This window comes from Phenylobacterium sp. (genome assembly GCF_036495085.1).
Classification (GTDB): domain Bacteria; phylum Pseudomonadota; class Alphaproteobacteria; order Caulobacterales; family Caulobacteraceae; genus Phenylobacterium.
On record NZ_DASXNL010000161.1, the window covers coordinates 1 to 22,269 of the forward strand.

At 68.6% G+C, this 22,269-nt stretch carries 19 protein-coding genes; 12 read left to right on the forward strand and 7 right to left on the reverse strand.

Translation table 11 applies throughout. The features are described from left to right. A partial coding sequence (locus VGI62_RS17950) for an MMPL family transporter (protein WP_331505914.1) occupies positions 1 to 2,192 on the forward strand: 2,192 nt, incomplete at its 5' end. Positions 2,193 to 2,208: 16 nt separating this feature from the next. Here the strand turns inward: VGI62_RS17950 and VGI62_RS17955 are convergent. From VGI62_RS17955 to hpnI, 5 genes are read right to left on the reverse strand one after another with little or no spacing between them, the layout of a single operon-like run. Next, complete coding sequence (locus tag VGI62_RS17955; RefSeq protein WP_331505915.1) at positions 2,209 to 3,180, reverse strand: lysylphosphatidylglycerol synthase domain-containing protein; 972 nt, start codon at positions 3,178 to 3,180, stop codon at positions 2,209 to 2,211. A gap of 25 nt (positions 3,181 to 3,205) precedes the next feature. Continuing rightward, a complete protein-coding gene (locus VGI62_RS17960; protein WP_331505916.1) occupies positions 3,206 to 4,114 on the reverse strand; it encodes a hypothetical protein in 909 nt (302 codons plus the stop codon). A 33-nt stretch (positions 4,115 to 4,147) separates the two neighbouring features. Then, positions 4,148 to 5,023, reverse strand: a complete 876-nt coding sequence (hpnK, locus tag VGI62_RS17965; protein WP_331505917.1) for a hopanoid biosynthesis-associated protein HpnK — start codon at positions 5,021 to 5,023, stop codon at positions 4,148 to 4,150. Between the two features lie 7 nt (positions 5,024 to 5,030). Continuing rightward, entirely contained in the window at positions 5,031 to 6,458 is a 1,428-nt protein-coding gene (gene hpnJ / locus VGI62_RS17970; RefSeq protein ID WP_331505918.1) for a hopanoid biosynthesis associated radical SAM protein HpnJ, read from the reverse strand. An 8-nt stretch (positions 6,459 to 6,466) separates the two neighbouring features. After that, positions 6,467 to 7,612 carry a bacteriohopanetetrol glucosamine biosynthesis glycosyltransferase HpnI gene (hpnI, locus tag VGI62_RS17975; RefSeq protein WP_331505919.1) on the reverse strand — a complete coding sequence of 382 codons (1,146 nt, stop codon included), beginning with the start codon at positions 7,610 to 7,612 and terminating at the stop codon, positions 6,467 to 6,469. An 80-nt stretch (positions 7,613 to 7,692) separates the two neighbouring features. Here hpnI and VGI62_RS17980 point away from each other — a divergent pair, with 80 nt between their 5' ends. The 8 genes from VGI62_RS17980 to VGI62_RS18015 are packed head-to-tail and all read left to right on the forward strand — an operon-like array spanning position 7,693 to position 16,350. Further along, positions 7,693 to 8,562, forward strand: coding sequence for a VacJ family lipoprotein (locus VGI62_RS17980; RefSeq protein WP_331505920.1), 870 nt, complete (start codon positions 7,693 to 7,695; stop codon positions 8,560 to 8,562). Beyond that, on the forward strand, positions 8,559 to 9,608 hold the full coding sequence (gene hpnA, locus VGI62_RS17985; RefSeq protein ID WP_331505921.1) for a hopanoid-associated sugar epimerase: 1,050 nt from the start codon (positions 8,559 to 8,561) through the stop codon (positions 9,606 to 9,608). Before VGI62_RS17980 ends, hpnA begins: the two co-directional genes overlap by 4 nt. After that, positions 9,605 to 10,750 (forward strand): glycosyltransferase, encoded by a 1,146-nt coding sequence (locus VGI62_RS17990; RefSeq protein WP_331505922.1) that lies wholly within the window; start codon positions 9,605 to 9,607, stop codon positions 10,748 to 10,750. Before hpnA ends, VGI62_RS17990 begins: the two co-directional genes overlap by 4 nt. Continuing rightward, complete coding sequence (gene hpnC / locus VGI62_RS17995) at positions 10,747 to 11,622, forward strand: squalene synthase HpnC (RefSeq protein WP_331505923.1); 876 nt, start codon at positions 10,747 to 10,749, stop codon at positions 11,620 to 11,622. Before VGI62_RS17990 ends, hpnC begins: the two co-directional genes overlap by 4 nt. A 6-nt stretch (positions 11,623 to 11,628) precedes the next feature. Beyond that, on the forward strand, positions 11,629 to 12,483 hold the full coding sequence (gene hpnD, locus VGI62_RS18000; RefSeq protein WP_331505924.1) for a presqualene diphosphate synthase HpnD: 855 nt from the start codon (positions 11,629 to 11,631) through the stop codon (positions 12,481 to 12,483). Then, the gene (gene hpnE / locus VGI62_RS18005) at positions 12,480 to 13,724 is read left to right on the forward strand and encodes a hydroxysqualene dehydroxylase HpnE (protein ID WP_331505925.1); all 1,245 of its coding nucleotides are present in this window, start codon (positions 12,480 to 12,482) and stop codon (positions 13,722 to 13,724) included. The genes hpnD and hpnE overlap by 4 nt, the downstream gene beginning before the upstream one ends. Continuing rightward, positions 13,721 to 15,670 carry a squalene--hopene cyclase gene (gene shc / locus VGI62_RS18010; RefSeq protein ID WP_331505926.1) on the forward strand — a complete coding sequence of 650 codons (1,950 nt, stop codon included), beginning with the start codon at positions 13,721 to 13,723 and terminating at the stop codon, positions 15,668 to 15,670. The genes hpnE and shc overlap by 4 nt, the downstream gene beginning before the upstream one ends. After that, entirely contained in the window at positions 15,667 to 16,350 is a 684-nt protein-coding gene (locus tag VGI62_RS18015) for a hypothetical protein (protein ID WP_331505927.1), read from the forward strand. Before shc ends, VGI62_RS18015 begins: the two co-directional genes overlap by 4 nt. On the opposite strand, the gene hpnH is transcribed toward VGI62_RS18015, so the two are convergent. Together hpnH and ispH are read right to left on the reverse strand one after the other, a co-directional pair. Beyond that, entirely contained in the window at positions 16,273 to 17,421 is a 1,149-nt protein-coding gene (hpnH, locus tag VGI62_RS18020) for an adenosyl-hopene transferase HpnH (RefSeq protein ID WP_331505928.1), read from the reverse strand. The two genes, VGI62_RS18015 and hpnH, sit on opposite strands and share 78 nt — an antisense overlap. A 17-nt stretch (positions 17,422 to 17,438) precedes the next feature. Then, a complete protein-coding gene (gene ispH / locus VGI62_RS18025) occupies positions 17,439 to 18,404 on the reverse strand; it encodes a 4-hydroxy-3-methylbut-2-enyl diphosphate reductase (protein ID WP_414695706.1) in 966 nt (321 codons plus the stop codon). A gap of 269 nt (positions 18,405 to 18,673) precedes the next feature. Between ispH and VGI62_RS18030 the strand changes: the two genes are divergently transcribed. The 3 genes from VGI62_RS18030 to VGI62_RS18040 all read left to right on the forward strand — a co-directional run bounded on the left by VGI62_RS18030 (position 18,674) and on the right by VGI62_RS18040 (position 22,257). Continuing rightward, positions 18,674 to 19,645 carry a farnesyl diphosphate synthase gene (locus VGI62_RS18030; protein ID WP_331505930.1) on the forward strand — a complete coding sequence of 324 codons (972 nt, stop codon included), beginning with the start codon at positions 18,674 to 18,676 and terminating at the stop codon, positions 19,643 to 19,645. A gap of 121 nt (positions 19,646 to 19,766) precedes the next feature. After that, positions 19,767 to 20,384, forward strand: a complete 618-nt coding sequence (locus VGI62_RS18035; RefSeq protein WP_331505931.1) for an ABC transporter substrate-binding protein — start codon at positions 19,767 to 19,769, stop codon at positions 20,382 to 20,384. A 259-nt stretch (positions 20,385 to 20,643) separates the two neighbouring features. Then, complete coding sequence (locus VGI62_RS18040) at positions 20,644 to 22,257, forward strand: hypothetical protein (RefSeq protein ID WP_331505932.1); 1,614 nt, start codon at positions 20,644 to 20,646, stop codon at positions 22,255 to 22,257. The last annotated feature ends 12 nt before the right edge of the window (positions 22,258 to 22,269 follow it).

Here is a 22,269-nt window from a genome sequence, read left to right on the forward strand (position 1 = left end):
GGCTGGTCTCATCGCAGCCGTTTCTGGGGCCTATGGCCGCCGACCCCAGCTTGCGCGGGATCATGACTGCGATCGCAACGCTGGCGGACGGCGTGCAGGCCGGTCAGGCGCCGATCGCCTCCGTCGAGACGCCGCTAAGCACCCTTGCGGACAGCCTTGAAGCTGCAGCGTCGGGCAAGCCGGCCTTCTTCTCATGGCAGGGCCTGGTCGGCGCCACCGGCGGCCCCTTGAGCGCGCCCAAGCGCCGCTTCGTCGTCATCCGCCCGAAACTGGACTACGGCGACCTCACGCCCGGCGTGGCCGCCAGCGACGCAATCCGCGCCGCCGCCCGGAGTCTCGCCCTCGACCCGGGTCATGGCGTGCGGGTTCGCCTGACGGGCTCGGTGCCACTTTACGATGAGGAGTTCGCCTCCCTCGCCGATCGCGCCTGGCTGGTGTCGGGCGCCATGGTGCTGGCGGTGCTCGTCATGCTGTGGCTCGCCGTGAGGTCCTTCAAGCTGGTGGCGGCGATCCTGGCCACCACCTTCGCAGGCCTCTTGCTGACCACCGCCGCAGGCCTCGTCACCGTGGGTCGGTTCAACCTGATCTCCGTGGCCTCCATCCCTCTGTTTGTGGGCCTAGGCGTGGACTTCGGTATCCAGCTCAGCGTGCGATACCGGGCAGAGCGCCTGACCGAGCCCGACCCGCGCGTGGCGCTGCAAGCCGCCGCCGCCGGCATCGGCGGCGCCCTCACCCTGGCGGCCGCGGCCATCACACTGGGTTTCCTCGCCTTTCTACCCACCCAGTACATCGGGGTCTCAGAGCTCGGGATCATCGCCGGGGTCGGCATGGTGCTCGCCCTGGCCCTCAATCTCACCCTGCTGCCGGCGCTGATCGTCCTCTTCCAGGTTCGGCGCCAGACCGAGCCGGTGGGCAACGCGCGCCTGGCCCCGGTCGACCGCTTCCTCGTGGAGCGCCGAAAGCTCGTGCTCTGGGCCTTCGCGCTCTCCATGGCGGCCAGCATCGCCTTACTTCCGTGGGTGCGCTTCGACTTCAATCCACTGCACCTGCGCAACATCCATGGCGAGGCCATGTCGACCATCACCGACCTGATGGGCGACCCCAGCCGCACGCCGAACACCATCGACGTGCTGGCGCCCTCGCTGGACGCCGCCAACAGGCTGGCCGAGCGCCTTGACGGGCTGCCTGAAGTCGCCCAGACGGTCACCCTCTCCAGCTTCGTGCCCGACGAACAGGCGCCGAAACTGGCGGCGATCTCCGATGCCCAATTACTCCTCGACCCCACCCTGAACCCCTTTGAGGTGAAGTCGCCCCCCAGCGACGCCGAAGTGATCTCCGCCATGCACGAGACGGCCGCCAAGCTGCGCGCGGCCGCGCCGGCCGACCCGGGCGCCGCGCGCCTTGCCAAGGCGCTGGAAACCCTGGCTGCCGGGCCGCCCGCGGGTCGCGCGCGCGCCGCCGCGGCGCTGGTCCCTCCCCTGAACACCCTGCTCGATCAGTTGCGCACCCTGCTGACGGCCGCGCCGGTGACGCTCGACAGCCTGCCGGCCGAGCTGAAGCGGGACTGGATCGCCGCCGACGGCCGCGCGCGCATCCAGGTCTCCCCGCGCGGCGACTCGAACGACAACCACGTCCTGCAAAGGTTCTCCAAGGCGGTCCAGGCGCTGGCGCCCGAGGCCTCGGGCCCGCCGATCTCCATCCAGGAGGCCGGCAAGACGGTCAGCGGCGCCTTCATCGAGGCGGGGCTGCTCTCGCTGGCCACAATCAGCTTGCTGCTGCTCATCGTCCTGCGCAGCTTCAGGGAAGTGGCCTTCACACTGGCCCCGATCGTCCTTGCGGGCTTCCTGACACTCGGAACCTGCGTGGTGATTGGCCAGCCGATCAACTTCGCCAACGTCATCGCCTTTCCGCTGCTGTTCGGTGTGGGCGTCGCGTTCCACATCTACTTCGTGATGGCCTGGCGCAGCGGCATGAAGGACCTCCTGCAATCCAGCCTTGCGCGCGGTGTGTTCTTCAGCGCGCTCACCACCGGTACGGCGTTCGGCAGTCTGATGCTGTCCAGCCATCCGGGCACCGCCAGCATGGGCAAGATCCTGATGATCTCGCTCCTCTGGACCCTGGTGGCGGCGTTGATCTTCGAACCCGCCCTGCTGGGGCCGCCGCCGCGCCGGGACGACCCCAAGGCCGATTGAGCGAGCGCCTTGCGGCCTAACCATCGCGCGCCAGCAGCGCCCGTCCCTCCCGCCCCTGCCAGACCAGAAGCGCGGGCACGCCGATGACCAGATCGCGGGCGCGCCGCAACAGCGACACGGCCAGAATCGGCCCCGGGGGTATGCCGAACAATGGCCCGAGCAGGACGTAGGCGCCCTCCTGGACGCCGAGGCCGCCGGGCAGGATGAAGGCGACGCTACGAGCGGCGTACATCAAGCTGTCCACCGCCAGCACGGCCAGGAGCGGCGCGTGCGTCCCCATGAACCGCAGGGCGACCCAGGTCCCCAATCCGCTGCCGATCCAGCCGACAAAATGCAGGACCGCGCCGGCCAGGAGGCGGCCCGGCTGACGGTAGATTTCGTCCAGGTGGCCACGGACCGCCTCGGCCAAGGTGGCCGAATTCGGGGCCCATCGGGCCGCCAACCGGCCGATCAGACTGACACCGCCCCGCTGGATGAACCAGAACGCCACGGCCGCAGCCAACAGAAAGCCGAGCCCTGCCAGACATGCCGCCAAAAGCGTCGTCGCCTGCGGATCGCCGCGCGTCTGGGCGACCAGCACAACGACCCCCATCAGCGTGTAGACCACCTGCGCGGCCATCTCCGTGGTGGCGTCCACGATCGTCGAGGCCGCGACCAGATCGCCCGGCGCGCCCGCCGCCTGGGCCGCCCGTACGCCGACCAGGAAGCCGCTGACCTGGGCGAAAGGCAGCAGGTCCGCGCCCGCGTCGCGTAACAGCCGCGCCCAGATCAAGGCGCCCAGCTTTGCGAATTCCAGGCCAGGCGCCACGGCGAACCAGGCAAGGCCCAGGACCAGGATCACCACCGGCCAGTAGAGGGTGAAGACCGCGAACCCGCCCAGCCCCGCCGCGGAGATCGCCGACAGCACTGACTTGTAGCCCACCACCGCCACCACGACGGTCAGCAAGACGAGGCCGATGAGCAGCGCCAGGATCAGCCCGGCCCGCATCCGGCGTTGCGGCGCACGGGCCAGCTCAGGCCACCGCGGCGGCGGGCGGCTTCATGAACCTGAGCGCCAGACGGATCATGCCCGGCACGAAGCGCGGACGGATCAGGCGCGCGTCGTAGGCTGCCAGGCGACGATCATTCTCCGCCAGGCAGATGCGGGCCAGGTCCGGAAAAGAGATCTCGACGCCCAGTTCCCTGGAGCCGTTGAGGGTGAAATTGTTGTCGTTCGCCTTTTCGCTCTTCTCCATGTCCCCGGCGATGCCGATCCGCTCGGCGATCAGGAACAGCCAGACGGCGATCACCTTCAGTTCGAACCAGGGCCTGCGCCACCAGGGCATGTTGCGCCGCCACCAGGCCGCCCAATTGACGAAGAAGAGGATGTGGCGGCCCTCCTCGCGCATCACCGGCTCGAAGGTGTCCACCAGTTCCAGCGGAAAGAATCCGGAGCTGCGCGCGATCTCGAACAGGCCGAACCCGAAGAAGCTGTCGATGCACTCGGAGTAGCCTGTGACCATGAAGGCCCATTCCGGGTCCTTCGGGCGGCGGTAGACCGGTTCCGGATCGAGCTTGATGCCGTAGGCCTCGACCATCTTGGCCAGCACGAGCTTGTGGCGGCGCTCCTCGAAGGCGTCCATGGCGACGGCGGCCTTCAGCAGAGGATCGGTGACCGCCTCGCCGAAGACGCTGACGTTCCAACCGGCCTTTTCCTCGGTCTGGACGGCGATGTCCCAGATCGGCAGTGAAATGATCCGGCCACGGACGTCCTGATCCAGCTTGGGCCAATCGATGATCGAGGGCTTGTAGGGATCGTGGGTGCTGAGCAGAGCGTCGCAGAACAGCGCCTTGTGCGCTTCGCTACCCAGCTTCACGCGCTCGCCGGGCGCCGGGGGCGCCACTGGGATTTCGGGATATGCGTCGAAGGCAGCGACGTTCAAGGTGCTCCCCTTCCTTGAGCTCACGCTTTCCATTTAGGCGTCCTCGCGCCGCGTCGGAACCGGCGAGTGCGTCCTGAAGTCCGAAAAGCCTCCCAGCGTCACATTTGCGTCGACGCAGGCTTGGCGGACCTGCGTCGAAAGCAGCGCTGACAGTTCGCCCGCGTAGTCGTAGCCGTCCGCTGCGCCCTCAAAGCCGCCGGCCGTCGCGGGATGCAGATAGAGTTCGCTCAGCCCCTCGGAGAGATGACGCGCGATCCCGGCCACGCGTGGCGCTGTCATGTGCCCCGACCAGGCCAGGCCGAACACCTGGTCGGCGACCGCGATCCCGGCCCGGCGGAAGCGCGCCCGCAAACGCCGGGCCCAGGGCTCCGTCAGGAAGGCGGGCCCGGGCGTGGCGCCTGGCTCGACGGCGGCCAGCACGGCGCGCGGTTCGATCGGCGCGCGACTTGCGGACAGGCCATAGCGACGCCCGATCGCCAGCATCAGACCCGCGATCGTCGGATGCAGGTGGTAATGCTTGTGCGCATTGGCGTGGTCGAGCGGAAGACCCGTGGCGGCGAAGGCTGCGAATTGCGCGTCGATCTCGGCGGCGAACTGTCGACGCACCTTCGGCCGGAAGAAGGCTTCGGCGCCGAGCGCGGCCATGTCGGTCCGGAAGACGCCGCGCCGAGTCACGAGATCCGGCAGGTCGGCGATCGGCGACGTCGGGCGGCCCTCCACCAGAACGAGATGCAGGCCGACGCGCAGGCGCGGCATCGTCTTGGCCCGCGCCACGGCGTCGGAAGTGCCCGGGGCGGCGACCATCAGGCTGGCGGAGGTCAGCACGCCCTCGCGGTGGGCCAACTCCACAGCATCATTGACCTGGGGCGCGGCGCCGAAATCGTCAGCGGTGACGATCAGGCGCCGCAAGCCGGCCTCAGGAGACGATCATGTCTTCGCGGGTGCGCAGAAACTGGAAGAATTCGACGCCCTCCCGCAGCCGGCGGACCAACATGTCCTTCGAGGTCAGCATCTCGCCGACGATTTCCGCGATCTTGGAGGGGCGGAAGTAGAACTTCTTGTAGAACTCCTCGACGGCATCGAAGATTTCCGTGTGGCTGAGATCCGGATAGTCGAGGGGCGCGATCTGGGTGCCGTCATCCGTCAAGAGGTCGACATCCGAGGCAAACCAGCCGTTCGCCTTGGCCTGATCGTAGAGGAACGTCCCCGGATAAGGCGCTGCGAGCGACACCTGCAGGGTGCGGGGGTTCACGTCCTTGGCGAAGGCTAAGGTCTCCTGGATGGTTTCTCGGGTCTCGCCCGGCAGTCCCAGGATGAAGGTGCCGTGCACGATAATGCCGAGCTCGTGGCAGTCCTTTGCGAACCGCCTGGCGACCTCGACCAGCATGCCCTTCTTGATGTTGTGCAAGATCTTCTGGTTGCCGGACTCATAGCCCACCAGCAGCAGGCGCAGCCCATTGGCCTTCATCACCTCCAGCGTCTTGCGCGGCACATTGGCCTTGGCGTTGCACGACCAGGTGACCCCCAGGGGTCCAAGTGCGCGGGCCAGGTCCTCCACGCGTTCGTGGTTGTCGGTGAGGGTGTCGTCGTCGAAGAAGATCTCGCGGACCTGCGGGAATTCGCGCTGGACGAACTTTACGTCTTCGACCACGCGCGCCACCGATTGGAGGCGATATCGGTGCCCGCCTATCGTCTGCGGCCAAAGGCAGAACGTGCAGCGCGATTTGCAGCCTCGCCCGGTGTACCAGCTCATATAGGGATGCAGCAGGTAGCCGCCGAAGTAGTTCTCGACCTTCAACTGCTTGTAGAGCGGCAGGACGGACGGCAATTCGTCCATGTCCTCGCGAATCGGCCGCTCGCCCGTCGCATGGATCTGGCCGTCGGTATCCCGATAAGTCAGGCCGAGGATCTCCGGCCAGGGTTTGCCCTCGGCGAGCTCGCGGATGGTGTCTTCGTATTCGCCTCGGCAAACCAGGTTGAGGCCCGGGCAGGCCTCCAGGCTCTCCTTTGGCTCGACCGCCACCTTGGCGCCGATAAAGCCGATGACGGCGTCGCGATTGATCTCGCGGATCAGGCTGACCGTCCTGCAGTCGGATCTGAAGGACGGGGTTGAGGTGTGGATGATGATGAAGTCGTGCGCCTTAACATCGGCCTCGATGTCCTTGAACGATAGCCGGTGCGGCGGCGCGTCGATGAGCGTCGCGCCCGGAACCATGGCCGCCGCCTGGGCGAGCCAGGTCGGGAACCAGAAGGACTTCACCTCGCGCTTCATCTGGTAGCGCGCACCGGCGCCGCCGTCATAGCCGTCGAACGAGGGGGCCTGAAGGAACAGGGCTTTCATCATCTTGGCCTTCAAATGCGCCTTAAACCACCTTGGGGGTCAACCTGAAAACGATCGCCGCGCCAGTCTACGGCGCGCACGAAGAACGACCCCATGAATATGGCGAACGACAGTCCGTCGCGCAGCGGCAACCACCACCACGGTCCGCTGGGTCCTCCGACCCGGCGATCGACCTCGCTGCGGACCCAAGCTCGGCAGGCAAGCGCTGCGGCGAGCGCCGCCAAGGCCGGCGCCCCGCCACTGGTGAGGATCACGGCGATCACCGCAAGCGGCGTGGGATAGGTCACAAAGCTGCCGGCAAAGCCTGCGGGATCCACCCCGCGCACCGTACGCGCCCAGCGCAACTCATGGCGTACGACCTCCGCCAGAGTTTCCTCCGTGCAGTTGTGCGCCACCAGCACCGGGGCCACGCAAGTCCCCCACCCCGCAGCCCTGACCGCCGCCCCCAAGGCGTAGTCGTCGGCCAGGACGTCGGCGAAGGCCTGGAGCCCGCCCGCCTGGTCGAGCACGTCTGCGCGCAGGGCGATGGTCGAGCCCATGCTGGGCTGAGCCAACCCAAGGCCCACGCCCGCGGCGACGCTCGGCAGGAACTGATAGGAGAGCCCCATGGCCGCCAGTCGCGACCAGCCGCCACCGGCCGCCTGGCCGTGATACGGACAGGTGACAAGCCCGACACCCGGCGCCTGGAGGGCCGCGGCCAAGCCCTTCAGGTAGCCCGGCGGCGCGACAATGTCGCTGTCGGCCAGCACCAGCACCTCATGCCGGGCGAGCCGGCGCATGTTGATCAGGTTGGCGATCTTGCGATTGGCCCCATGCGGCGTCGGGTCGATAACCAGGGCGATGTCCCGGTCGGGATATGCGCGCCGCAACTCCCCGACCACCGCCTGGGCCGGATCGGCGGGGTTCTGGACGCCAAAGACGATCTGCAACGGTCCCTGATAGTCCTGGGCCAGCAGGCTCTCGAGCGCGCCCCGCAAGCCGGGCTCGGCGCCGTGCAGGGGTTTGAGGACGGTTATGCCCGGCGGCGGTCCGGGCTCCGGCGCGGCCGCCGGCCTCAGCAGGCGAGCGAGCAGGCGCGCGGCCAGCAACTGGTAGAGCGCGCCGGCCAGGGCCAGCGCGACGAATGCTCCGCCGATCCATCCGGAGACGAACGCCACAACCCCACTTCGCATTCAAAAGACGGCGCGTATATGGTTTGAGTCGTCCATTCTCCGCCCGCCGCCAAGGGAAAAAGACGATGCGACCGAGCGGATCGCCACTAGCGCACGCGTACCTGGCGCTCGCGGCTTTGTCGTTGGCGGGTCCCTGCCGCGCCGCGACCGCCGGCGATCCCTTCGAGGGCTTCAACCGGCGCATGTTCGGGATTGAGGAGTCGGTGGACCGGCACCTGTTCGGGCCGGTGTCGCGTAGCTACGGCGCAGCGCCTTCCCCGGTTCGCTCGGCCCTGCGTAACTGGTCCCAAAACCTCGGCGAGCCGGTGGTGGCCGTAAACGATGTGCTGCAGGGCCGGATCGGAACGGCGGCGAGCACCGTGGCGCGATTTGTGATCAACACCACCCTCGGCCTCGTGGGCTTCGTCGACGTGGCCGGGATGACAGGCCTGCCGCACCACGACAACGGTTTCGGCACGACCCTCGGGCGCTGGGGCGCCAAGCCTGGACCCTATCTCTTCCTGCCGCTGACGGGCCCAACCACCGTGCGTGACGGCTTGGGGAGCCTCGCCGACTTCGTCCTCGGACCCCTGGGTTACGTCCGCATCCAGGGCAGCGCGGGGATTGGCGCCGCCTCGGTCGTCATCGACACCCTGTCCGACCGCGTCGACTCCGCCGCGGACCTGGCGCGCATCCGCCAGACCTCGACGGACCCCTACGCGACCCTTCGCTCCTACTTCCTGCAAAATCGCCAGACGGAGATCACCGGCAAGGCCGTGGACATCGAGACACTGCCGGATCTGGACGCCCCGGCGCCGAGCCCAGTCACACCGCCTGCCACCCCGCCGTCCCGGCCCCCCGAGACCGACGCATCGGCCACCCATGCGGTGGTCTCGATGGAGACGGCGGCGGCGCCCGCGCCCGACGAGGCCGACGGCGAAGAGCCGGCCGCATGATCGGCCAGGCGAGCGCCGAGCCCGCCCAGCGGGATGTGGCCACGCTCCTGCGTGGCGCCTCGGTGCTGGTGACCGGCGCCTCCGGTTTCGTCGGCTCGGCGGTCGCCCACGCGCTCCAGGCCCATGGCGCGAAGCTGCGGGTGCTTGTTCGCCGTGAGAGTCCGCGCGCCAACCTGGAGGGCCTGGACGCCGAGGTCCTGACCGGCGACATGCGCGACGCCTCGGCCATGGCCGAGGCGGTCCTGGGCGTACGCTACCTTTTCCACGTGGCCGCCGATTACCGGCTCTGGGCGCGGGACCCCGAGGAGATCGTCCGCAACAACCTGGGCGGAACCCGCGCCGTCATGGAAGCGGCCCTGGGGGCCGGGGTCGAGCGGGTGGTCTACACCAGCAGCGTCGCGACGCTGGGCCTGCCGCCGGACGGGCGGCCGGGCGATGAGTCCCTGTCGCTCAGCGCGGCCGACGCCCCCGGCGCCTACAAGCGCAGCAAGGTCGTAGCCGAAGCCATGGTGCTGCAGATGGTGCGCGAACGCGGCCTGCCGGCGGTCGTCGTCAATCCCTCCACGCCGCTTGGGCCACGCGACGTGCGCCCGACCCCCACCGGCCGAATCCTGGTGGAGGCGGCGACCGGCAAAATCCCGGCCTTCGTCGACACCGGCCTGAACCTGGTCCACGTGGACGACGTCGCCGCGGGCCACCTTCTGGCCTTGGCCCGAGGCCGGGTCGGGGAGCGCTACGTCCTCGGCGGCCAGGACGTAAGCCTTAGGGACCTGCTCGCCCTGATCGCCGCCCTGGCAGGCCGCCGGCCGCCGGCCGTGAAATTGCCGATCGGCCCGCTGCGGCCGCTCGCTGACCTCGCCGAACAGATCGGCCGGCTCACCGGACGTGAGCCGTTCCTGACCCGCGACGCCCTGAAAATGGCCGAGCACCACATGTATTTCAGTTCGGCGAAGGCCGAGAGGGCGCTCGGATACCACGCGCGACCGTATCGCGACGCGGTGCGCGACGCCCTCGCCTGGTTCCAGGCGGCGGGGTACCTGTCGTGACCCTGGCCTTGTCCCTGATCGCGGTGGCGCTATGGGCCTATCTGCTGGTCGCGCGCGGCGCTTTTTGGCGCACCGACCAGAACGACGCCCATGACCCTCCGCAGCCGGCGCAATGGCCGGCGGTCACCGCGGTCGTCCCGGCGCGTAACGAGGCCGACGTGATCGGCGCGAGCCTCGCAAGCCTACTCGCCCAGGATTATCCCGGCCCCTTCGAGGTCATCCTGGTCGACGACGCCAGCGAGGACGGCACCGGCGAGGCCGCCCGCGCCGCGGCCAGGGACGCGGGCTCGCCGCATCGGCTGCGGGTGCTCACGGGCGAGGCCCTGCCGCCTGGCTGGACCGGAAAGCTCTGGGCGGTGTCGCAGGGCGTCGCTGCGGCCGGCGAGACGCCCAAGCTCCTGTGGCTCACCGACGCCGACATCGCCCACGCGCCCGACAACCTGCGCCGGCTGGTCGCGAGGGCCGAGGCTGGGGACTATGTCCTCACCTCGTTGATGGCGGAACTGCATTGCCGCACGCCGGCCGAGCGAATGCTGATCCCGGCCTTCGTCTTCTTCTTCCAGATGGTCTACCCCTTCCGCTGGGTGAACCGAGCGGGCCATCGCGTCGCCGGGGCGGCCGGCGGTTGCATGTTGGCCGACCGGGCGGCCCTGGCGCGGGCCGGCGGCATCGCCGCCATCCGCGCCGCCGTGATCGACGACTGCGCGCTGGCGGCCATAATGAAATCGCAGGGCCCGATCTGGCTTGGCCTCACCCGCCGCGCCCGCAGCCTGCGGCCCTATCCGACCGTGGCGGCGTTCGGCCGGATGGTGTCGCGCTCCGCTTACGCCCAGCTCGGCTATTCTCCCTGGCGACTGGCCGGCGCGATCCTGGGCCTGACGGCCACCTACCTGTTGCCGCCGGCGCTCGCGCTCTTCGGTGACGGCTGGGCGCGGATTTGCGGCCTTGTAGCCTGGGCGCTGATGGCGCTGGCCTTCCAGCCCATGCTGCGCTTCTACCGCCGCTCCCCCGCCTGGGGTCTGGCGCTGCCGGTCATCGCCGCCCTCTACGTCGGGTTCACCGTGCACTCTGCGGTCCAGGTCTGGCGAGGCGGCGGCGGACAATGGAAGGGCCGCGCTCAGGCGTTGGCGCGCACCGCATGACCCTGGCCGAGGGGGACGTCCGCACCGGCAAGGACGCCGGCGACGAGAACTTTCCAGTGGCCTCGCGGCTGATCGCGGCGCGCCACCGGCCCGCGATCATGGCCTTCTACGCCTTTGCCCGCACGGCCGATGACGTCGCCGACCACGAGACCCTGACTCCCGAAGAGAAGTTGGCGCACCTGGAGATCCTGCGGGGGTCGCTGCGTGGGGAACACGACCGCGCGCCCGTCGCTGTCGCCCTGCGCGAAACGCTTTCGGCCCGCGGTCTGCCCACGCTCCCGGCCGAGGAATTGTTGGTCGCCTTCCGCCAGGACGCGACGCAGGCGCGCTATCCCACATGGGAGGCGCTCATGACCTATTGCCGCTACTCGGCTGCGCCCGTCGGGCGGATGGTGTTGGCGATCCACGGAGAGCCCGAGACGACCTGGCCGGCCTCCGACGCCCTTTGCGCCGCACTGCAGGTGATCAACCATCTGCAGGACTGTGGCGAGGACTACCGGCGCCTGAACCGGGTTTACCTACCGCAGGACCTGATGGCGCGTGAGGGAGGGATCGAGGCCGAGCTCCAGGCGCCTGCCGCCTCGCCGGCCCTTCGGCGCGTCCTGACCGAACTGGCGCATCGCAGCCTCGGGCTGTTGGCCGACGGCAGGCCTCTCGCGGGCCAGGTCCGCGACCCGCGCCTGCGCCTGGAGGTGGCCGTCATCCAGCGGTTGGCGGAGGACCTCGCGGCAAAGCTGATCGCGCGTGACCCGATTAGCCGGCGGGTGCATCATTCAAAACTGGAAGTCGCCGCTCTGACGGGGTCGGCCCTGGTCCGTGCCATCTTGCCCGGATCCAGGACCGCTTCCGCCCGAGCCTCGGTCACCGGGTAAGCCAGCATGACGCTGATCGCCACTGCTTCCGCGCCAACGCGGGATGCCGCCAACGTCAAGGCGGCCTCGAGCAGTTCGTTCTCCGCCGGGATGAAGGTTCTGCCCAGGCCGCAGCGGACCGCCATGTACGCGGTCTACGGCTTCTGCCGGATTGTCGACGACATCGCCGATGAGCCGGGTCCGCCGATGGCGGCCCGGGAAGCGGCGCTGGACGCCTGGCGGGGCCACGTCCGGGCGCTCTACGCCGGCGGTGACCCCGGCCCAGCGGCGATGCTCGCCCACGCCGTCGCCAACTATGGCCTGGCCGAGGTCGATTTCCAGGCTGTGATCGACGGGATGGGGATGGACCTGGCCGGCCTGCGCGGCCCTGACCTGGCGACCCTGGACCTCTACTGCGACCGAGTGGCCTCCGCGGTCGGACGGCTCTCCGTGCGGATCTTCGGCATGGACGAGACGCCAGGCCGTGCGCTCGCCCACAGTTTGGGCCGAGCCCTGCAGCTGACCAACATCTTGCGCGACATCGACGAAGACGCCGACATGGGGCGGCTCTATCTGCCGGCCGAACTCCTGACCAAGGCCGGGATTTTGACGAGGGACCCGGCCGAGGCGGTTCGCGATCCGCGGCTGGGCAGCGTCTGCGAGGCGCTGGCCGAATGCGCCGACGCCCACTATCGCGCGGCCGAGGCCGTACTGGCCGGCAAGCCGCGTGGTCGCCTGGCGCCGCCCAGGCTGATGGCGGCCGCCTATGGCGGCGTCCTGGAAGGTCTGCGCCGTCGCGGCTGGGCGACGCCACGGGCCAAGGTCAAGGTGAACAAGACCAGGCTCCTGTGGCAGGTCGCGCGGGAGACCCTGTTCGGATGACGGCCTATGTGGTGGGGGCGGGCCTTGCGGGACTCGGCGCGGCCACGGCGCTTGCCGCGCAAGGCTTGACGGTCGAACTCTCGGAGGCGGCTGCGCTCGCCGGCGGGCGCTGCCGCTCCTACTTCGACAGCCAGATCGGCCTGACGATCGACAACGGCAACCATCTGGTGTTGTCCGGCAACCTCGCGGTTCACCAATACCTCGAGCGGATCGGCGCCCGGCAGGACCTCATCGGCCCGCCTGCGGCGGAATTCCCCTTCATCGACCTGGCCACGCGGCAAGCCTGGACCGTGCGCCCCAATCCGGGCGCGGTCCCGTGGTGGGTCCTGAGCGCCGAGCGGGGCGTGCCGGGGGCCCGCTTTGCTGACTTCCTCGCCATGGCCGGCCTGTTGCGCGCCAAACCCGGTCAGTCCGTGAACCAGGCGATCCGTTGCCAGGGTCCGGTCTGGGACCGGCTGATGCGCCCCTTCCTGCTCGCAGCGCTCAATGCCGAACCGGAGACCGCCTCGGCCGAGTTGGCGGCTCAAGTGGTCCGCGAAACCCTGGCGCGGGGCGGCGCGGCCTACGCGCCGCGGCTCCCTGCGCAGGGTCTCGCAGCCACCTACGTCGATCCGGCGCTGGACTATTTGCAGGCCCGCGGCGCGCGGATCCGCATGAAGCGCCGACTGCTGGGAATCGAGGCGGAGAACGACCAGGTCCTCGCCCTCGTTTTCGCCGACCGCCGGCAAGCCCTGGCCGCCGACGACCGGGTCGTGCTGGCCACACCGCCCTGGATCACCGCAGAGCTTCTCCCCGGCCTGCCGACGCCGGATCGCTTCGAGGCCATCCTCAACGGCCATTTCCGCGTGCGCGCGCCGGCAGGTTCGCGGCCCATCACCGGTGTCCTGAACGGGTTGGCCGAATGGATCTTCTGCTTCCCCGACCGCATCTCCGTTACGGTCAGCGGCGCCAATCGCTGGATGGACACACCGCGCGAAGTCGCCGCGCGGCGCCTGTGGGATGATGTGGTCCAGGTGCTCGACCTGGCGCACGCGCTACCGCCCTGGCAGGTGGTGAAGGAGAAACGCGCCACCTTCCTGGCCACCGCCGAGCAGAACGCGCGGAGGCCGCAGGCTCGCACCCGGTTCCGCAACCTCGTGCTGGCGGGAGACTGGATCGACACCGGCCTGCCCGCCACCATTGAGGGCGCACTTCGCTCCGGCGCCCTGGCGGCGCGCTTGGCGCAGGATGCCTTCACATGAACAACCTCGATGACGCCGCCCGCGAGGTCCTCAAGCTTGATCGGCGCATCGAGCGCGCAGCCAAGGCCTTGCTGTCGCGGCAGCAGGCTGACGGCCACTGGGTGTTCGAGCTCGAAGCCGACGCGACGATTCCGGCGGAATACATTCTCCTGCGCCAGTTCCTGGGCGAGCCTGACGACCTAACTCTGGAACGCAAGATCGGGGTCTACCTGCGGCGCCGACAGGGCGAGCACCATGGCTGGCCGCTGGTCCACGGCGGCCCCTTCGACATCAGCGCCAGCATCAAGGCCTACTACGCGCTTAAGATGATCGGGGACGATCCCGATGCTGCGCACATGGCCGCGGCGCGGACAGCGATCCGCGCACATGGGGGTCCCAACGCGGCCAACGTCTTCACCCGAATCCAGCTCGCCCTGTTCGGGCAGATGGACTGGGCGCGGATCCCCACCATGCCGGTGGAACTGATCCTCCTGCCCGATTGGTTTCCCATCCACCTCAACAAGATGTCGTACTGGGCGCGCACCGTGATCGTGCCGCTCCTGGTGCTGCAGACGTCACGGCCGGTGGCGCGCAACCCGCGCGGCGTGGGCGTCGCTGAGTTGTACGACGGCGCCGCCGAGATCAAGCCGGGCTCCAAGGCCGCGGACCCGAAGCGTCTGTGGACCTGGGGGTTCGCCGCGCTCGACGTGCTGCTGAAGGCGATCGAACCGTTCTGGCCGAAGACGCTGCGCGCCCGGGCGATCGCGGCCTGCCGCGCCTTTGTCGAGACACGGCTTAACGGTCGCGACGGCCTGGGAGCGATCTACCCGGCGATGGCCAACAGCGTGATGATGTATGACGCGCTCGGGGTCCCACCAGAGCAGCCAGACCGCGCCATCGCCCGGGAATCCGTCGAGCGCCTCCTGGTGGTCAAACCAGACGAAGCCTACTGCCAGCCCTGTATCTCGCCTGTGTGGGACACCGGGCTCGCCTGTCACACGCTTCTGGAACTCGGTGACGAGGCCGCAGTTGGGGCCGCAGCGCGCGGCCTGGACTGGCTTGAACCGCTGCAGGTTCTGGATGTGGAGGGCGACTGGGCCCATCGGCGGCCCGGGGTCCGGCCCGGCGGGTGGGCCTTCCAATACGCCAATCCCTACTATCCCGACCTCGACGACACCGCCGTGGTGGTGATGGCCATGGACCGCGCCCGCACCGAGGGCGGCGGCGATCCGGCGCACGCCATCGCGCGCGGCCGCGAGTGGGTCGAGGGGCTGCAGAGCCGCAACGGCGGCTGGGGCGCCTTCGACGCCGACAATACCTATCACTACCTCAACAACATCCCGTTCGCGGACCACGGCGCCCTGCTCGATCCGCCGACCGACGACGTCACCGCCCGCTGCATCAGCATGCTGGCCCAACTCGGCGTTCCCCGCGACGAGCCTCGGATGGCCGCGGCGCTCGCCTTCCTCGCCGCAAGCCAGCGCCCTGACGGCAGCTGGTTCGGGCGCTGGGGGGTCAACTATATCTACGGCACGTGGTCGGTGCTGTGCGCGCTGAACGCTGCAGGCCTGAGCGCCGAGGCGCCGATGGTGCGTCGGGCGCTCGATTGGCTGATCGCGATACAGAACGAAGACGGGGGATGGGGTGAGGGTTGCGAGAGCTATGACCTCGGCCACGCGGGTCATCGCGCTGCGCCCTCCGCCGCCTCCCAGACCGCCTGGGCTGTCATGGGTCTGATGGCTGCGGGCCAAATCGATCACCCGGCCGTCGTGCGCGGGATCGCCTGGCTGTTACGGACCGAGGACGCCGAGGGCTTCTGGCCGGAGCCGGGTTATACGGGCGGCGGCTTTCCGCGCGTCTTCTACCTGCGCTACCACGGCTATTCGAAGTACTTTCCGCTTTGGGCGCTCGCCCGCTATCGACGGCTGGCCCGCACCAACAGCCGTCATGTCGGCGTCGGCATGTGACCCTGCTGGCGGTCTGTGGTCTGCAGCGTGAGGCGAGGCTGGTCAGCGGTCCCGAGGTGGCGGCCGCGGTCGGCGGCGGCCGACGCTCGGTGCTGGAAGCCGCGCTGCGCGATGTTGCGCCGCCGGAGGCTGTGGCGAGCATCGGCCTGGCCGGCGCGCTCGACGCCTCGCTGCGGCCCGGCGATTGGGTGATCGCCACCGAGGTGGTCGGCGAAGACGTCGCCTGGCCGACCGACGCGCGATGGACCGCCGCCGTGATGAGCCGGCTGCGGCCGCGCGCCCATGGCCGGCTGTTGGGCGCCGACGCTATGCTGGTGGCCGCCAGTGAGAAGGCCTCGGCGCGCCATCGCTGGGCGGCGCTTGCGGTGGACATGGAGTCCCATCTGGCCGCCCGGGCCGCGGCCCGCTTCGGCGTCCCTTTCGTGGCGATCCGGGTGATCTCCGATGCGGCGGGCGACGACCTGCCGCCGGCGGTGCGCGTCGGCCTCAATCCGGACGGGAGCATGGCGCTGGGTCCCGTGCTGAGCGCTCTGGCGCGCGATCCGCGCCAGCTGCCAGCGCTCATCCGGACCGGTCGGAACGCCGACCTTGCCTTTCGCGCCCTAGCCGACGCGCGTCGTCTTCTTGGCCCGAGGATTGGACTGCCGGATCTCCCCAAGCATCCGCTCGACGTGGGCTGAGAAGACGAAGTCGGCCGGACGCTGGTTATCCAGCGGGATGTCCGGCGCCATCGGTCCGGAGGTGCGGATGCCGCCGATCGCGACCTTGGCCAGCTTCAGCGGATTGGTCACCGACTCGCGGACCGCGGTACCCTCGAAACCGCAGTGAACCATGCAGTCGGCGCATTTCTCGTAGCGGCCGACACCGTAGCGTTCCCAGGCGGTGTCCTCCATCAGCTCCTTGAAGGTCTTCACATAGCCCTCGCCCAGCAGGTAGCAGGGCTTTTGCCAGCCGAAGACCGTACGCGCCGGCATGCTCCAGGGCGTGCATTCGAACGTCTGGTTGCCGGCCAGAAAGTCCAGGAACAGGTCCGACTGGGTGAAGGACCACGCCCGGCCGTTCTTGCCGCGCCTGAAGATTTCACGAAACAGGGTCTTGGTCTTCGTCCGGTTCAGGAAATGCGCCTGATCCGGCGCGCGTTCGTAGGAGTAGCCCGGCGAGACAGTGATGCCGTTGACGCCCAGTTCGGTCACCGTGTCGAAGAAGGCCGCTACCCGCTCAGGATCGGCGCCGTCGAACAAGGTGCAGTTGATCTGCACCTGGAAGCCCTTGGACTTAGCCAGCCGGATCGCCTCGACCGCCTTGTCGTAGACCCCGGCCTGGCAGACCGACTTGTCGTGCATGACCTGGTCGCCGTCGAGATGGATCGACCAGGAGAGGTAGGGCGAGGGTTTGTACTGGTCGATCTTCTTGGCCAGGAGGAGTGCGTTCGTACACAGGATCACGAACTTCCTGCGGGCGATGAAGCCCTGGACGATGCGCGGCATGTCGCGATGCAGGAGCGGCTCGCCGCCGGCGATCGAGACGGCGGGCGCGCCGCACTCGTCGATGGCGCCCATGCACTGTTCGTAGCTCAGGCGTTGATTGAGGATCTCGTCGGGATAGTCGATCTTCCCGCAGCCGGCGCACGCCAGGTTGCAGCGGAACAACGGCTCCAGCATCAGCACCAGCGGATAGCGCTTGCGCCCCATCAGGTGCTGTTTGACCACGTAGGCGCCGATATGCGCCGCCTGCCGCAACGGGATAGCCATCGCGTTTGTCCTCCGAGCTAGGCGACGCCGCCAGGTTCGTCTTCAGTCTGGCGCAGCTCCGGCGGTAGCCGGAACGAAACCGTCTCTTCAATCCCATCCATCTGGGTCACCTCAACCTCGCCGAGCCGGCGCAGCGCGTCGATCACCTGCAACACCACCGCTTCCGGGGCGGAGGCGCCGGCGGTCAGGCCCACGACCTTGGCGTCTCGCACCCAGGCGGGATCGAGCGCTGTGGCATCGGCGATCAGATAGCTGGGCACCCCAAGCTCGACGCCGATCTCTCGCAGACGATTGGAATTGGAGCTGTTAGCCGCGCCGACCACCAGCAGCACTTCGACGGACTCGCACAGCACACGCACGGCCTGCTGCCGGAACTGTGTCGCGTAGCAGATGTCCGAGAGGTTTGGTCCCGCAAGGTCGTCGAAGCGCGCCTTCAGGCTGGCGATCACGCCACGCGTTTCGTCGACGCTCAACGTTGTCTGGGTGACATAGGCCACGGGAGTGTCGCGGTGCAGGTCGAGCGCCTCGACGTCGGCCACCGTCGAGACCACCCGGACGGGCGCGTCCACCTGGCCAAGCGTGCCTTCCACCTCCGGATGGCCGGCGTGGCCAATCAGGATCAACGTCCGGCCCTGGGCGACATAACGGCGGCTCTGCGAGTGCACCTTCGACACCAGCGGGCAGGTGGCGTCGAGCACCGGCAGGCCGCGCGCGCGGGCGCCGTCGACCACGGCTCGCGGCACGCCATGGGCGCTGAAGATGGTCACCGCGCCGTCGGGGATCTGATCAAGCTCGTCAACGAACCGAGCGCCCTTCCGTTCGAGGTCGGTGACCACGGTGCGGTTGTGAACGATCTCATGGCGCACATAGACGGGAGCGCCGAATTTCTCGATCGACCGTTCCACGATGTCTATCGCGCGCACCACGCCTGCGCAAAAACCGCGGGGTTGCGCAAGAACGACTCTCATCGACTGCCTCCGCATGTGCTCGCTTGCGATCCGACCGCGGGCGCTCCTACTATTCAGATTGTCAGCCGGCGGCGCAATCGTCGTTCCACATAACCGGAGCCTTACAACAACATTATACCACCTGAGTGGTAAGCTGGGTACGAAGGGCCCTCATGCAAGTGCCGGCGCCGAAAGATCAAACAGCCGTTCCGGCGGACCATATCGTCGAGTTGGCCCGAGCCCGCGCCGCGGAGCCCAAGGCCGCCCCTGAGGCCGCGGCCAGCCGAAAGTCTGTCGGGGTCTAGATGGCGAATCTCTCGACCGAGCCACAGCAGGGCCTGTCCGGCGCAGCGTCCGCGCCGGAGCAGGCGCATTCGGACGCCCCTGACCTTTCCGCCGTGCAGGCCGCCCTTGGCGAGGCCGCCCGCGCGGTCGAGGCGAGCCTCGACACCTTGCTCCCGCACCCCGCCGGCCTTCACCGTCGGGTTCAGGAAGCAATGCGTTACGCCGTCTTCGCCGGCGGCAAGCGGTTGCGGCCGTTCCTCGTCCTCGAAGGGGCGCGCTTATTCGATGCGCCCCGCTCTTGCGCCCTGCGGGTCGCTGCCGCCATCGAGGCGATGCACACCTATTCGCTCGTGCATGACGATCTGCCGGCGATGGACGACGACGACCTGCGCCGCGGCCGCCCGACCACCCATCGCCAGTTCGACGAGGCCACCGCCATCCTGGCGGGGGACGCCCTGCTGACATTCGCCTTCGAGGTCCTGGCCGATCCGGCCACCCATCCACGCGCCGAGACGCGGAGCGAACTCGTGACGCTGCTAGCGCGCGCCGCCGGAAGCGATGGGATGATCGGCGGGCAGATGATCGACATCGCCGCGCCGGGACTGGGCCTCGGGGTAGACGAGATCATTGAGCTCGAGGCCAAGAAGACCGGCGCCCTCTTCGCCTTCGCCTGCGTCGCCGGCGCCGTCATCGCAGATGCGCCCGCCGGCGCGCGCGAGAGTCTGCTCGCCTACGCCCGCGACTTCGGCGTCGCCTTCCAGATCAGCGACGATCTGATCGACGCCGAGGGATCTGCCGAGCAGGCGGGAAAACGGGTCGGCAAGGATGCCGATCTCGGTAAAGCCACGCTCGTATCGCTGTGGGGTGTTGAGGAGGCCCGGTCAAAGGCCGCCCGTTTGGCTGAGAGCGCCTCTGCGGCGCTATCGCCCTTCGGGCCGGAGGCTGACTGTCTAAGGGCCCTCCCCCAATATCTGTTAGGCCGCCGCTCCTGACGTCAAACTCAACACTGGGTCAAAGGGGTTGTCATGATCAAGCAGTACGCCCGCGCCGGTCTGAACGCCGCCGACATCGTACATGTTGTCGAGACAAGCCTCGCCGAGACGGCCTAACCATATGCATCGCACACCGCTCCTTTTTCTCCTGGCGGCCCTCAGCATCCTCTTGGGCGCCCCTGTTGCTCGCGCCCAGGCCGGCGATCCAGCGGCGGCCCAAATCACCGCATTGCACGGCGCGCTCCTTGATGTGATGCGGCGCGCCAAGGTCCTGGGCCCGAAGGGCCGCTACGAGGCGCTGCGCCCGCCCATCGAGCAGGCCTTTGACCTGCCCACAATGGCCCGCTTCGCGGTCGGCACGACCTGGAGCGGCCTGCCCCCCGACCAGCAGGCGATGCTGGTGAAAGCGTTCACAAGGATGACGGTGGCGACCTACGCCCACAACTTCGACGGGTTCAACGGCGAGACCTTCAGCCTCGAAAAGGTCGATACCCGGGGCCCCGACAAACTGGTTCATACCCGCCTTCACAGCGGCGGCACGACCACCGACCTCACCTACCGAATGCGTCAGAGCGCCGGGACCGGGACCTGGAAGGTGATCGATGTCTACTACAACAGCACCGTCAGCTCCCTGCTTGGCCAGCGCTCGGAGTTCGCAACGACCCTCGCCGCCGGCGGGGCGACGGCTTTGGCCAAATCACTGGAGCATCGGGCCGATGTTCTCCTCCAAGGCCCATAAGCCTGCGGCCGGGGCAGGATTCCCCGTCTGGAGCGGCCCATGTCTTCGAAAGCCCGGCGCCATGCGCCCCTTCGAATAGGGCTCCCTCGATTCCAGGCGGTAAGCCGGGCGCGCCGGAGGGGGATCCTGTGTTTCCTTCGGACGGCGCGGCCTTAGGCATCAAAGCGCGCAAAGTACTCTGTAGAGGGAATGATTTCCAGTTGACGTAACGCGGTTCGCAACGTCTGTTCCGTAGCTTGACCTTTCTGGGGCAAAGCTCATGAACGCGAAAGTTTCCAACAACACGCAGATCATGGTGGCTGGGGCCGCAATCCTGGTCGTCGCCGGCGGCGCGTATGGCATCGGCCGGGTCTATCCCCCTCAGGGGGGCGGGATGACCGGCGCCATTGCTCCGGCCGAGCGGTACCATGCCAGCCAGATCTCCAGTAGCGACGTCGTCCTGGGCGACACGACCGTCCCCCAGCTCATGCAGACCGACGCCTTCGAGCTGATGGTGAAGGATCCGAAATTCAGAGCTCTTGCGACCGATCCTGCCTTCACCGCGCTCGCCCAGCACAATCCAAAGGCGCTGGCGGCCATCGCCCAGGACCCGGGAGCGTTCGCGCGACTCGCGGGCGATCCGAAACTGTTCGCCGCCCTGGCGGAGAACGCCCAAGCCTACGCCAACCTCACTCCGGAGGCGCAGGCGGCCAACGCCCGGGCCTTCGCCGCGATGGTCGGGAACGCCCAGGCGATGCAGGCGCTCGCGGCCTATCCGCAGGCGTTCTTGGCCGTAGCGGCCAACCCGCAGGCCTTCCAGCAGTTCACCAAGGACCCCCAAGCGTTCTTCGCCGCGGCCGCCAATCCGTCTGCGTTCGACGCCATGTCGCACCAGTCGCAAGCCTTCCTGGCCCTGTCGAACGACGCCAGGGCCGTAGCGTCGATCAAGGGCGACCCGCAGGTGTTCGCCACCATGGCGGCGAACGCGCGCGTTTACGTGATGATCGGCGCCAATCCCGCAGCCCTCCAGGCCATGGTGGCCAATGCGGTCGCCGTACAAAGCCAGCTGGCCGCCAGCGGGATCATGCGCCAGGCGGTGTCCACTGACGCCATCGCCTCGGCTCTCGCGGCCAACTCAGTCGCGTTCGCCGCGCTCGCCGGGCAGCCAGAGGCAATGGCCGCGATCGCTGAACACGCCCAGGCGTTCGCCGCCCTTTCGCATTATCCGGCCGCGCTTCAGGCGATGATGGCAGACCCCAGGGCGTTCGCGAACTTCTCCAACGATGTGAACGCCTTCGCCATGGCCGCTTCGACGCCGCAGGCGTTCGACGGGATGGCCTCGGCTCCGGCCGCCTTCCTGGCCCTGGCCAACGACGTGAAAGCCATGGCGGCCTTGCGAGCCGACAGCCAGATGTTCGCCTCGCTCGCCGCCAACGACGTGGCGTTCCGCAGACTGGCGGCTAATGCGGCGTCCCTCCGGGCCATCGCCTCCAACGCCATGGCCTTCGACGCGATGGCCGCCAACGCCACCGCTTTCCACGTGCTCGCGCTCAACCCACAGGCCATGGCGGCGATCGCGCAACAGGCGCTGGCCTTCCAGTCGGCCGCAGCCGTGGCGGCCCAGGCTTCGGCGAGCGCCGTCGCCGTGGGCAATTCCAGCGCCCAGGCTCTTCAGGCGATGGCCGCCTATCCGCAGGCGTTCGCGCAGATGGCCCTGGCGCCGCAAGCCTTCGTCGCGCTGACCTCCAACGCCCAGGCGATGTCGATGCTGGCGGCCAACGTGCAGGCGATGCAGGCGATCGCCGGTTCGCGAGCATTCGCCTCTTTGACCTCGAACGCGGCCTTCTCGGCCATGCTGAGCGATCAGCGCTTCGCGGCGCAGATGCACAACTAAGCGGCTAAGCAA

Excerpts from the sequence above, each read along its gene's own strand:
- VGI62_RS17955 (WP_331505915.1), bottom strand. The coding sequence starts at position 3,180 with ATGCGGGCCGGGCTGATCCTGGCGCTGCTCATCGGCCTCGTCTTGCTG.
- hpnJ (WP_331505918.1), bottom strand. The coding sequence starts at position 6,458 with ATGATGAAAGCCCTGTTCCTTCAGGCCCCCTCGTTCGACGGCTATGAC.
- VGI62_RS17980 (WP_331505920.1), top strand. The coding sequence starts at position 7,693 with ATGCGACCGAGCGGATCGCCACTAGCGCACGCGTACCTGGCGCTCGCG.
- hpnA (WP_331505921.1), top strand. The coding sequence starts at position 8,559 with ATGATCGGCCAGGCGAGCGCCGAGCCCGCCCAGCGGGATGTGGCCACG.
- hpnC (WP_331505923.1), top strand. The coding sequence starts at position 10,747 with ATGACCCTGGCCGAGGGGGACGTCCGCACCGGCAAGGACGCCGGCGAC.
- hpnD (WP_331505924.1), top strand. The coding sequence starts at position 11,629 with ATGACGCTGATCGCCACTGCTTCCGCGCCAACGCGGGATGCCGCCAAC.
- hpnE (WP_331505925.1), top strand. The coding sequence starts at position 12,480 with ATGACGGCCTATGTGGTGGGGGCGGGCCTTGCGGGACTCGGCGCGGCC.
- shc (WP_331505926.1), top strand. The coding sequence starts at position 13,721 with ATGAACAACCTCGATGACGCCGCCCGCGAGGTCCTCAAGCTTGATCGG.
- hpnH (WP_331505928.1), bottom strand. The coding sequence starts at position 17,421 with ATGGCTATCCCGTTGCGGCAGGCGGCGCATATCGGCGCCTACGTGGTC.
- ispH (WP_414695706.1), bottom strand. The coding sequence starts at position 18,404 with ATGCGGAGGCAGTCGATGAGAGTCGTTCTTGCGCAACCCCGCGGTTTT.
- VGI62_RS18030 (WP_331505930.1), top strand. The coding sequence starts at position 18,674 with ATGGCGAATCTCTCGACCGAGCCACAGCAGGGCCTGTCCGGCGCAGCG.
- VGI62_RS18035 (WP_331505931.1), top strand. The coding sequence starts at position 19,767 with ATGCATCGCACACCGCTCCTTTTTCTCCTGGCGGCCCTCAGCATCCTC.
- VGI62_RS18040 (WP_331505932.1), top strand. The coding sequence starts at position 20,644 with ATGAACGCGAAAGTTTCCAACAACACGCAGATCATGGTGGCTGGGGCC.